This window comes from Bacillus paramobilis, assembly GCF_038096195.1.
In the GTDB taxonomy this organism is placed as follows: Bacteria; Bacillota; Bacilli; order Bacillales; family Bacillaceae_G; genus Bacillus_A; species Bacillus_A mobilis.
Genome location: NZ_CP151108.1, coordinates 2,648,013 through 2,660,810 on the forward strand (window position 1 = coordinate 2,648,013; position 12,798 = coordinate 2,660,810).

Below are 12,798 nucleotides of genomic sequence, written 5' to 3' on the forward strand. Positions count from 1 at the left end.
TACCTTACAACATTATATTAAAAAACTAAATTGTAGATGCGCTGCCTCATTAAAGTATTTGTCTACTATATACATCTTAAAACAAAACATGAAATTTCTTTTTCTTGTTTATCAAGGTCATTAGTATTCATTTGGTCCATCTTTATTCTAAATCAACTTCATTTCCGAAATATAAGTTTAAATAAGTAATATAAATTATAAGATGTTCTATAATAATTGTTATTTTAATAGCATTAAACCTACTCTTAAAATAGTAAAGAGTGGGTTTTTATGTTGTTATTTAGATGTAAGGGTACTTTGATTAGAATGAATATAGATAATTAACAACTAACCAATTGGAGGAGCACCTAAAAGGGCTCTTTTTTATTGAAATTAATATACATATATGTGTCGTTCTTTCTTTATACCATCGACCACATATATGTAATTTTGCATAATGTTACATAAATTGTGTATTTTCTCTTTTTTTCGACAGAAACAGGAAGTATACTTTGTACAAGCTTTCTATTTCAAAAATTATACGAGGTGAACAAAATGAAAAACAAAAAGACATTAACTAAGGTAGCATTAACAACAGGCTTAGCTTTAACAGCTGTAGCACCATACGGGGTAGGTCATGCAGAGGAAACAGACCAACTACAAATTCAAATTCAAGAGGAATCGTTCCGTTCGGGTGAACTTACACAACCGTCACAAAAGGCACCAGAGAATGTAGTAAAAGATGCTCTTAAGAAGAAAACAGAACAAGCTCTTTCTCCAAAGCAAGTCAATGGAGAAACAGGAGTAGATTATAAAGTTCTTCAAAAACGTGGTTCATATGATGGGACTACACTTGTACGTATACAGCAAACATACGAAGGAAAAGAAGTATATGGTCATCAATTAACTGCACACGTAGATAATAACGGTGTTATTAAAAGTGTTTCAGGTGATAGCGCGCAAAATTTAAAACAAGAAGAATTGAAAAAACCTATCAATCTATCAAAAGATGAGGCGAAACAATATATTTATACGAAGTACGGGAACGATATCAATTTTATTTCTGAGCCAGAAGTTAAGGAAGTTATTTTTGTTGATGAAAATAATGGACAAGCAAGTAATGCATACCAGGTTACATTTGAAGCTGCAACACCAAACTATGTTTCCGGAACATATTTAGTAAATGCACAAAATGGTGATATGTTAAAAAATATGGTACAAGAATCTAACTTAAAAGCAAGTGAAAAACTAGTTGGAGCATTAAAGAAAAGTAAAAAAAGCAATCTTACATCATTAACTGGAACAGGAAAAGATGATTTAGGTATATCACGTACATTTGGTATCTCTAAACAAAGTAATGGCAAATATGCTCTTGCTGATTATACAAGAGGGCAAGGAATTGAAACATATGATGTGAATTATAGAGATATTACTAAAGAAGAAAGCTATTATCCTGGTACATTAGCAACTAGTACTTCGACAACATTTAACGATCCAAAAGCAGTAAGTGCTCATTACTTAGCAACAAAAGTATTTGATTTTTATAAAGATAAATACAAGCGTAATAGCTTTGATAATAAGGGACAAAAGGTAGTTTCAGTTGTACATGCTTGGGATTCTGGAGATACGAATGATCCGAAAAATTGGCAGAATGCTTTAAGTGCGAATAATGGAAGTATGCTTGTATATGGAGATCCTATCGTCAAAGCATATGACGTAGCTGGCCATGAATTTACACATGCTGTTACTTCTAGCGAATCTAATCTTGAATACTACGGTGAATCTGGTGCGATTAATGAGGCGCTATCTGATATTATGGGAACATCTATTGAGAAATACGTAAATAATGGAAGCTTTAACTGGACGATGGGAGAACAAACTGGATCTATTTTCCGTGATATGGAAAACCCGGCTTCTGTTCCTTCTTCACTTGGTGTACCTTATCCAGATGATTACAGTGAATTTAATGATTTTAATGGATGGGATCAAGGTGGCGTTCATTTTAATTCAAGTATTATTAATAAAGTTGCGTATCTCATTGCAAAAGGTGGAACTCATAACGGTGTAACTGTTAAAGGGATTGGTGAGGATAAAATGTTTGATATCTTCTATTATGCAAATACAGATGAGTTAAACATGACTTCTAATTTCAAAGAATTGAGATCAGCATGTATTCGAGTGGCAACGAATAAATATGGAGCAAATACTGCTGAGGTTCAAGCAGTTCAAAAGGCATTTGATGCAGCAAAAATTAAGTAAGTTAGAAATATAGATTTAATTCATATATTTTTATATTATGAAAAACGGCTACTGTCATTTTAAAGATAGTAGCTGTTTTTTTGCAGCAATGTATGAGCGATAATAAAGCTATCTATCTTCAATAAGTTGCGATAAATATATAAGGAATAAAATTTAAAAACTGAAAATTAATAATATATTGACCTCTTGATAGGAAGTACTATAGAATGAAAGCGATAACAAACGATTGCTTTAAAATGATTTCTCTGATCTTTTAGTATTTATACATATATGCAGACATAAACAAATCTATTTTTTTGAACATTAATGCAAACGTTTTCGTAATAAGAAGATCATTGAAATCCATATGTGAAAATTGCCAATATGGGGGTGAAGTAAAAGAGATTTCTAGATTAATTTAAATAGTGTAATTTAGTACGAGCATAATAAATGGTACGTACTATTTAAAGAAAGGATGTATGTGGTGCAAATGATAAAAAGATTAATTAACAAATCCGTTGTATTACTGACTATAATCGTTATGTTATCATCTGTTTTCTCTTTTCAAAGTGTAAAGGCAGTTTCAAATTCGAAAACAACTGAAGTTATCATTCATTACAAAGAGCAATCTGGAAATACAAAAGAATGGAACCTTTGGACATGGGGAGAAAATGCAAATGGTAAATCATATGAATTTACTGGCGAAGATGATTTTGGAAAGTACGCTAAGATTAATATAGATGGTGACTATAATCGTGTAGGATTTATCATTCGTACGAATGAGTGGGAAAAAGATGGTGGCGATCGTTGGATTGAAAATATAAAGGATGGTCGTGCTGAAGTATGGATTCTTTCTGGTGATGATAAAGTATATAACTCTAAGCCCTCTTCGGATCTATCCATTCAAAAAGCAACTATTGATAGTTTCAATGAAATTACTGTAACGACTAATGTCCCGTTTCATATTAAAGAACGGAATATTGAAATTGAAGGCATTAAAATTAAAGATATTAGTCCTTATGATATAAACAGTGGAGATATTACTAATAAGGTGAAAATAATTACGGAACAGAAAATTGATTTAAAACAGACCTACAAAGTTAAAATAGAAAACGTAGCTGATACGAATACTGAAATAGGTAAAGTCATTCGTAGCGAAGAGTTTGATAAATTATTTTATTATAGTGGTAACGATTTAGGTAATATATATACGCCTCAGCATACGAAGTTCCGTGTATGGGCTCCTACTGCGAGTGAAGCGAAGTTAGTTACATATAAAAAATGGAACGATAAAATAGGTACTGAAATAAACATGCAACAAGGTGAAAAGGGCACTTGGAAAGCAGAACTTAAAGGGAACCAAAAAGGTCTCTTTTATACGTATAAGGTGAAAATTGGTGATAAGTGGACTGAAGCAGTTGATCCGTATGCACGTGCTGCTTCTGTAAATGGAGATAAAGGTGCGGTTGTTGATTTAGAAGAAACAAATCCGAAAAAATGGAACGCTAACAAAAAGCCGAAATTTAAAAATCCGGAAGATGCTATTATTTATGAATTGCATGTACGTGATCTTTCTATCCAGCCCGAAAGTGGCATTAAACATAAAGGGAAATATTTAGGTGTAACAGAAAAAGGAACAAGAGGGCCTGGAGGTGTGAAAACAGGAATTGATCATATGAAAGATCTTGGTGTTACACACGTTCAGCTTTTACCGATATTTGATTATGCTTCAGTAAATGAAGAGGAATTAAACGAACCACAATATAACTGGGGATATGACCCGAAAAATTTCAACGTTCCAGAGGGATCCTATTCTACAAATCCATATGAGCCAACTGTTCGAATAACTGAATTAAAGCAAATGATTCAAACACTGCATGATAATAATCTTCGTGTTGTTATGGATGTAGTCTATAACCATATGTATAATGCTGCTGAATCTAATTTTCATAAGTTAGTTCCAGGTTATTATTATCGTTACAATGAAGACGGAACATTTGCAAATGGCACCGGAGTAGGAAATGATACTGCTTCAGAACGAAAAATGATGAGGAAATTTATGATCGATTCTGTAGCATACTGGGCAAAAGAATACAATTTAGACGGATTCCGTTTTGATTTAATGGGTATTCATGATTATGAAACGATGAATGAAATACGTAAAGCTGTTAATCAAATTGACCCCTCTATTATACTGCATGGAGAAGGTTGGGATTTAAATACACCTCTTGCAGCAGAGTTGAAAGCAAATCAAAAGAATGCAGAAAAAATGAAAGGGATTGCCCATTTTAATGATAATATACGTGATGGATTGAAAGGTAGTGTATTTGAGGAGAAAGAAAATGGGTTTGTAAATGGAAGGGAAAACATGGAAGACCGTATTAAAAAAGGTATTACGGCAGGAATTGACTACGATACAAATTCGTCTACTTATCAAGATCCGGAGCAGGTACTAACTTATGTGGAAGCACATGATAATCATACTTTATGGGATAAACTTGAGTTGTCTAATCCAGGTGACAGTGAAGAAGTACGAAAACAAATGCACAAATTGTCTTCTTCAATTTTATTAACATCACAAGGCATTCCATTTTTACATGCAGGACAAGAGTTTATGCGCACGAAATATGGTGATCATAATAGTTACAAATCTCCTGATTCAATTAACCAGATAGACTGGTTGCGCCGTGCAGCATTTAATAATGAAGTAGATTATATGAAGGGCTTAATAGAATTACGCAAAAAGTACTCAGCTTTTCGAATGACATCTGCAGAACAAATTAAAAAACAGGTATCTTTTATTGATGCTCCCAAAAATGTTGTGACTTATTCAATAGACGGAAAGGGCAATGGGAATAAAAACGAAAACTTTATGGTGGTTCACAATGCGAATAGAGAAGCTGTTGACATAACGCTTCCATCGAAAGGTCCTTGGAAAGTACTAGTAGACGGTAAAATAGCAGGTAGTAAAACACTTTATGTTGTCCATAATAATAAAATTAAAGTTCCTGCATTAAGTTCGTTAGTTTTAAAAACAGAGAAACCGATTAAATAAATGCAAAAAGCGGAGTGAAATGTTATTTTCACTTAGTTTTTAAAGTTCAAGCAATATAATTTCACATACTGTAATTTCATTACAATTTAATAAAAAACATAAATAAAAGGAGAAGAACTTACCAAGGTTCTTCTCCTTTTATTTATGTGTAATAAGAGTATCCATAGTTGCAGTATACATTTAACTTTTCAGCGGATAAGTGTCTACAAATAAATTATATCAATCAGAAGTTGTTTACATAGAAATATGCGATTCTAAAATTGTTGCAAAACTAATCGTTTCATATTGAAAGACGAATATAAACCTAGAGTTACAAGAGGTTTGAAAATAGCGAAAGGCAAGACGATGAATCCATTTACTAAGTGACGAGAAAATGACAAAACTGTAAGAATGCACGAATGTTTGTAAGAAAGTTCGATGTTTTCCTTTTTCTTTTTTTATTAAAGTGAAAAAGAAGAAAGCGATGTCATAAGAGGTTGATATTTTTAGATGAGTGCAATAACCAAAACTATTCATGCAATGAAGGTATATTGAAATCAGTAAAACAACTTACTAAAAAGGAGGGATTTGAAAATGTCTTTTTCACAATTCAATATTGATATTTTCCGAGCAATTAATAATTTAGGTAAACAATATTCATTCCTAAACTCAACTATGGTATTTTTGGCAGAATATACGGTATATATTTTTGCATTAATTATTTTAGCTTATTGGTTTACTGGTTCCAGAAGAACTAGGGTGATGGTTATACAAGCGATGGTTGCTTTTGTAATTGCTGAGGTGATTGGAAAAATAGCAGGGGAATTTCATCTGAATTATCAACCATTTGCAGTATTGCCTGATGTGAATAAACTTGTCGACCATACTGTAGATAATTCATTTCCTAGTGACCATACAATTCTCTTTTTTTCGATTTGTTTTTCGTTTTGGCTTGTTCGTAAAAAAACTGGATGGTTATGGCTTATACTTGCATTTAGTGTAGCGATTTCTCGTATTTGGGTAGGGGTTCATTATCCTTTTGATGTTGCAATAGGGGCTTTAATAGGATGTGTTTCAGCATTTTTTTCTTATTGGTTAGTACAGAAATTTTCTTTTATCAATCAATTGCTTACTCTATATGAAAGAGTAGAGAAACATGTTTTACCATCCAAAAACAATTCAAAGGGATTTTGAGTATAGAAATATAAAAAAGACGTTATCCTTTCCTATAATTCTACAGAAAGGATAACGTCTTTTTCGTTTTATCGAAAGTGCAAAATATTAGATTGATAATGATGTATAGGGAACCCATAGTTGAATATAAGTCTCTTCAACTCTATCCAACCATTCAAAATAGCTTATTTTTGTATTAAAAAGTGTACCTTTTAAAATGACGTGATTTCTATGAGTACATTTAACAATCCCTATGTAGATATTTAAATAGGTTCTCTATATTTATTGTATATAAATTATACAATAAATATTTTTTATATTACATACATTAAATTAAGCTTAACCTCTCTCTTTTCCTATAATTCTCTTTACGCTTTTGGATTGGCTTTTCGGTTTTCTTGACCAGGCCAATGAATAACTACACATAAACTCCTTATATCTATAGATAAACTACTGATTAGCTCCATATAGACTCTAGATAACATATATAGAATACAAGTTATCAAGGAGGTAAGAAAAAATGAATTTTATGAAACGCGCAATTCTCAGTTTGAAAAAAAGGATAGGAACATCATTAATTTTAATGGCAGTATTTCTGATTGTTACAAATTTGGTTCTTTCAGGATTCACAATCCAAAATGCATCAAAAAAGGCAGCTGATGCTGCAAGAAAAAAACTTGGTGCAGATGTTACTTTAGGTCTTGATTTCGACAAATTAGGTCAAAAAGCTCAGGAAACTGGAGAAATGCCAAAGCCACCGCAGCTCGATACAAAAGAAACAGATCAATTAGCGAAATCCAAGTATGTAAAAGACTATAATTACATAGCTAACACTTTCGGTATTTCTGATGGACTTAAACTAGTAGGAGCTTCAGAAGGAGAAGAAGAAGGAAAAGGTAAAGTGGGAATGGCGGCTGTGCGAGGCGGTTCAAGCTCTGGTACAGAAATAGATATGAATGCTTCGTTTATGATTGAGGGAGTCCGCAAGACTGCATTACAAGAAAGCTTTAAAAACGGAAAAAGTAAAATCATTGATGGAAAACCAATTACAGAACAGATGAAAGATCAGAATGTAGCTTTAATGGAAAAACGATTAGCGGAATTAAACAATTTGAAAGTAGGAGACAAAGTAAAAGTACAATCAGGGGATAAGAAGGAAACCCTCGAGATTGAAATTATCGGTATTTACGAAACGAATGAACAAGCAATGGGTCAACAGGCTCCTCCTATTATGGATCCAGCTAATAAACTATATATGCCACATTCAACTATGAAAAAATTAGAAGTAGATCAAGGTATAAGTAGTGTTCAAGTCGTGTATTTCTTGAATGATCCACAATATATTGATGCATTTAAAAAAGAAGCAAAAAAATCTAATATTGATTTTAATTATTATAAATTAGATGCGCATGATTCATTGTACAAACAAATGATTGGTCCTATCGAAAATATTTCTTCGACTTCTCAAATGATTATTTATATTGTATCGATTGCAAGTGCGATTATTTTAGGATTAATCATTATGCTATCAATTAAAGGACGTCGTAAAGAAATGGGAATTCTATTGTCTATTGGAGAGAAAAAGTGGAAGCTGATGGCGCAGTTCGTAGTAGAAGTAGTGTGTGTCGCTATTTTAGCATTTGGATTATCCATAACAACAGGAGCTAAAGTTTCTCAATATATCGGGGATAATTTACTTTCGAATGAAATTGCTACAACAAGCGAAGAAACGGACACCATGCGAAATAATAGTACTGTAATGATGTCTGGACCTGGTGGCACGCTACAAAATCAAAAAGAAGATCCAATTGATAAAATTGATGTAAGTGTAACAGGAGAAGATGTAGGGAAAATGGGAGGGATTGGACTAGCTATTGCTATAATAGCGACGCTTCTTCCGGCATTATCTATTCTACGTTTAAATCCAAAACAAATTCTTTTAAAAGATGAATAAGGAGGCTTAATATGGAAACGATTTTACAATTTAAAAATTTGGATTATTATTATGAAAGTAATGGGAAAAATGTAGCAATACTAGACAATGTCAACTTTTCTTTTCAAAAAGGGCATTTCTACACGATTTTAGGACCATCTGGATCTGGTAAAACTACAACTCTAAGCTTAGGTTGTGGACTGGATATCCCTAAAAATGGTTATGTCCTGTATAATGGCAAAGATATTCGGAAGATTGGTTTAGATCGATACCGTAATCAAAATGTATCTGTAATTTTCCAATCTTATAACTTAATTACCTATATGACAGCTCTTCAAAACGTCTTAACAGCAATGGAAATTACAGGTGTCAAAGTGAAAAATAAGACGGTAAGGGCATTAGAATTATTAGAGAAAGTAGGACTCACAGAAATAGAAGCGAAACGAAACGTCTTGCAACTAAGTGGTGGGCAACAACAACGTGTAGCAATTGCTCGAGCACTATCTTGTAATGTTGATTTACTGATTGCAGATGAGCCGACAGGAAACCTCGACGAGGAAACCACAATGGATATAATAGAACTGTTTCAAGAACTTGCACATAAAGAGAATAAATGCATTATTGTTGTGACGCACTCACAGGAAGTTGCTAAAAAATCAGATCGTGCAGTGTATTTAAGTAAGAAGAAGTTGGTCGTAAATGAAATCTAATATAAACATCGTAGTTGTTCAATTCACATAATTTTCAAAATGCAACCCTTTCAAAAGCTTATATTTGATTTATAATAAAATCAAGCCATAATCAAAATGGTCTCCCTGTACTGAATGTAAAATAGTTTGTTGTTCCCGTTTCAATAATATAAGAAAAAGAACTTGTAGGATATTCTACAAGTTCTTTTTCTTATAATTGGTTACCTATATCATGGGATAATCACACATAAAAAACGGGACATTACCTAGATATATAATCTAAATGCTGTCCCGTTTAACTGTGTATCTGTATAGTTATTGCAGAATTAAACCTACAATCATAATTAAACTAAATACTATTATCCAACCAAACGCACAATAGCCAAAAATTCTAATCCATTTAGGTAATTGATTCATGTTAATTTTATTTGAGGGAACTCCCTGCATAGAAAACATCATTTTTTGATCTCTATCTCTATTATTTTGTTGTTCATACATAACATCATAACCTTTCCAGAACTATTGTGTTTATAGTATATCAGCCTGAAGAAAATTATGTACAGAATAAAAGGGGATAACTTAATATTATGTGGCGAATTTTATAAATACTGAAAAAGATCCCTACATAAATAAGACTATGTTTCTTCAAGTATTAACTTGCTGGATATACATTAGAACCAATGTAACGTTCTTTTATAATTTGAAGATGATGAAGCTCATGACCAGCAATGATGTATGCTAATGCACGAACTGTAACTTCAGAATTATTCGCATTTCCTCTTTGTGACCAAGCTTCTTTATCTAAGCTTCTAAGTAAATACAGGGTAGATTGGCGAACAGCTATTAAATTCTCAAGAAGATCTTGCATAGATTGCTTATCAAAAGCAGCTCTAAGAACATACATATCATCATTATAGCCTGGAAGTTCTGTTTTCTCGCCTCGAGCGATAGATAGTAATCGATACGCCATAATCCGTTCTGTATCGGCTATATGACCGATTACTTCTTTTACACTCCATTTAGTAGGAGCATACCGGAAAAGTCCCTCACTATCAGAAATTCTCTTTAATAAAAGATTCGTTTCCTTCATTTGTTGTTCTAGAATATGTATGATATTTCCGTCTGATACCAATTTGGTATACGTTGCATAATAGGAGTTATATTCACTTGCCTTTGGTCTTATTTGCATACGAATCATCCTTTATGTTTTATGTTTAATCTTTACATATAGCTTATCATAAAAGAATTCCAAATTAATCTGAAAAATGGAGGGAAATATGCATTTTTCAGATTAATTTTCAGTTGCATAGATGAAATGCATCTCAAATAAGAGAATCTAATTTGCTGCTAAGCGGAATTTCGTTTTTTTGGCGGTTATAGTAGAAGGTGAATATTTAAGTTGGATACAGTTTGTCACTACCTATGACAATCGCAATTTAAGAAGTAGCATATATCATTAATTGAAAAGCCTGTTAATCAGTTTATACTTACTACAAAAACAAACAAACTCGTCCTATTTAAAGGAGAGTTTGTTTGTTTTTGTGTTTAGATAATGGAATACGCATGCTAAATTGCACACTATGTTCCATATTTTTTATAGAATACTTTATATCTAGTCTTTCAAGAATTTGTTTAACAATATATAGCCCCAAACCACTTCCTCCAGTATTTCGATTCCTAGATTTTTCAATTCGATAAAATGGTTTGAAAATTTGTTGTATGTCTTCATCTTTCATATTGATACCTGTATTTATAATTTGCATTTCGATTTGACCATGTTTAGAATCTTTACTTAATTTTATATAGACTTTTTCATTATGTGGTGAATACATAACTGCATTATGGATAATATTTTTACATGCTTTTTCAAAAAGAACACGATCTGTATAAACAGAAAAATCAGAGTCAATTTCTTTTATTATTTGGATGCTTTTTTGAGAAGCGAAAAATTCGAGATCTTTTGTAATTGTACCTATTAACTTTGAAAGATTAACTTCTTCTATTTTTAGTTTAAAAGTGTGTTGTTCTAACTTTGACATACTTAAAATTTCACGAACTAATTGTTCTATACTTTCAATAATTTGATGATTTTTCCTTAAATATTGATCACGATTTTGATAAGGGCCAATATTGTATATCATCCCTTCTAAGTATCCTTTCATTACAGTAAGAGGGGACTTTAATTCATGTGCTACAATGGCAAAAAACTCTCTGCGTTTTGTTTCTATTTCTCTTTCTTTTTCAATATCATTTTGTAATTGTTCATTTGCTTTTTTTAAATCAAACATAGCTTGTTGTAAGTTAATAGACATGTCATTCAAACTATTAGATAATTCTCCTAACTCATCTGTAGAGCGAACTTCAATTTTTTCGGAGAAATCTAAATTTGCCATCTTTTGTGCACCCTCATTAATATATATAAGTGGCTTTGTAATAAACCTCGAATAGAAATAAGCACTCCCTATACCAATCACAAGCACGATGATACTAATATAGGGGAGAAAGCGCACTAATACCTGCGAAGCTTCATCAATCGGCTGAAATGTTGCGAACACTACAAGCGTTAAACTACCATCTTGGAATTGGATTGGTTCCGTAACATTATATGAATTGCTAATGGTACCTGCATTCTCAAATCGTGTGGCTTTAGTAACTACTGTTGTTTGTGTACCACTTTGAATAAAAGAAAATGAAGGCGAGTAAATAATTACTCCTTCTTTATTTTGAAGCGAAAGCATGGCGTTATTTTTTTTTGCGTATTCATCAAAAAGTGGTATCGCATCTTGAAACGTAAGATTTTTGGACTTATCAATTATCTCTTTTATCCCTGTTTGAAGTTGATCTGTTTTGTATTGCTCATAAAACGTAGGGAGAAAGAAATATAAAGTTAAATAAATCAATACTGCAAAGGATAACAAAATGAGAGATGTAGTCATAAAGAGTTTATAAGTAATTTGCTTCATCTTCATGATTTTTACAATTCTATTCATCAATTTTATAACCAATACCCTTTATTGTTTTAATATAGGGGATGGCTAGTTTTTTACGTAGGTTTTTAATATGTGTATCTATTATTCGTGTTTCTCCAAAATAATCGTATCCCCAAACTTTTTCTACGATATTTTCTCTTGTAAGTACTTTTCTCTCATTTTGAAATAGTAGTTGCAGAATTTCGAACTCTTTTGTCGTTAACAAAATTTCAACATCATTTACATATACTCTATATGCATCAACATCAATACGCACTTCTTTAAACACCAAATGATTATTTACATTTTTATCATAACTTCTTCTAAGTACAGCTTCGACTCGTCTAATTAAAACATGAAACGAAAAGGGTTTTGTAATATAATCATCAATCCCAAGATCGAACCCTTTCATTTGATCTTCCTCTTCTTCTAACGCAGTTAGCATAATAATTGGTATGTTTGACTGACTTCGAATCATTTTAGCAACTTCAAATCCATTAAGATTGGGCATCATTACATCTAGAAGAACTAAATCAAAGGATTGCTTATTAAATTGTGTCATACCCTCTAGTCCATCTGAAGCAACTACCACTGTATACTGTTGTGTCATTAAAAATTGTTTAATTAATTCCTGAATTTCTTGATCGTCCTCAACCACGAGGATATGATAGTTCTTCATAATATCACCTCTGGTAGTCATTATAGCCGTACTATCTGTAGTTTATGTGGAGAAACAGCGGGAAACTTTATAGGACGTTTAACGTATTAGCTCCATTTTCAAGA

Annotated in this window: 9 protein-coding genes; 5 read left to right on the forward strand and 4 right to left on the reverse strand. The window is 32.2% G+C overall.

Annotated elements, in window-relative coordinates:
* The first annotated feature begins 534 nt into the window (after positions 1 to 534).
* The 5 genes from AABL52_RS13725 to AABL52_RS13745 all read left to right on the forward strand — a co-directional run bounded on the left by AABL52_RS13725 (position 535) and on the right by AABL52_RS13745 (position 9,067).
* Positions 535 to 2,238: a M4 family metallopeptidase gene (locus tag AABL52_RS13725; RefSeq protein WP_341517668.1), complete on the forward strand. Its 1,704-nt coding sequence runs from the start codon at positions 535 to 537 to the stop codon at positions 2,236 to 2,238.
* Positions 2,239 to 2,701: 463 nt separating this feature from the next.
* Positions 2,702 to 5,272 carry a type I pullulanase gene (gene pulA, locus AABL52_RS13730; RefSeq protein WP_341517669.1) on the forward strand — a complete coding sequence of 857 codons (2,571 nt, stop codon included), beginning with the start codon at positions 2,702 to 2,704 and terminating at the stop codon, positions 5,270 to 5,272.
* Between the two features lie 573 nt (positions 5,273 to 5,845).
* Entirely contained in the window at positions 5,846 to 6,445 is a 600-nt protein-coding gene (locus AABL52_RS13735; RefSeq protein WP_341517670.1) for an undecaprenyl-diphosphatase, read from the forward strand.
* A 499-nt stretch (positions 6,446 to 6,944) separates the two neighbouring features.
* On the forward strand, positions 6,945 to 8,378 hold the full coding sequence (locus AABL52_RS13740) for an ABC transporter permease (protein ID WP_341517671.1): 1,434 nt from the start codon (positions 6,945 to 6,947) through the stop codon (positions 8,376 to 8,378).
* 11 nt (positions 8,379 to 8,389) lie between these two features.
* Positions 8,390 to 9,067 carry an ABC transporter ATP-binding protein gene (locus AABL52_RS13745; protein ID WP_000447843.1) on the forward strand — a complete coding sequence of 226 codons (678 nt, stop codon included), beginning with the start codon at positions 8,390 to 8,392 and terminating at the stop codon, positions 9,065 to 9,067.
* Positions 9,068 to 9,361: 294 nt separating this feature from the next.
* Here AABL52_RS13745 and AABL52_RS13750 read toward each other — a convergent pair whose 3' ends face one another.
* The 4 genes from AABL52_RS13750 to AABL52_RS13765 form a co-directional block, all read right to left on the reverse strand.
* Positions 9,362 to 9,544: a hypothetical protein gene (locus AABL52_RS13750; RefSeq protein ID WP_000273229.1), complete on the reverse strand. Its 183-nt coding sequence runs from the start codon at positions 9,542 to 9,544 to the stop codon at positions 9,362 to 9,364.
* A 154-nt stretch (positions 9,545 to 9,698) separates the two neighbouring features.
* Positions 9,699 to 10,235, reverse strand: coding sequence for a DinB family protein (locus AABL52_RS13755; protein WP_341517672.1), 537 nt, complete (start codon positions 10,233 to 10,235; stop codon positions 9,699 to 9,701).
* Positions 10,236 to 10,563: 328 nt separating this feature from the next.
* Positions 10,564 to 12,036 carry a sensor histidine kinase gene (locus AABL52_RS13760; RefSeq protein WP_341517673.1) on the reverse strand — a complete coding sequence of 491 codons (1,473 nt, stop codon included), beginning with the start codon at positions 12,034 to 12,036 and terminating at the stop codon, positions 10,564 to 10,566.
* Positions 12,029 to 12,694, reverse strand: coding sequence for a response regulator transcription factor (locus AABL52_RS13765; protein WP_060486774.1), 666 nt, complete (start codon positions 12,692 to 12,694; stop codon positions 12,029 to 12,031). Before AABL52_RS13765 ends, AABL52_RS13760 begins: the two co-directional genes overlap by 8 nt.
* Positions 12,695 to 12,798 lie beyond the last annotated feature (104 nt).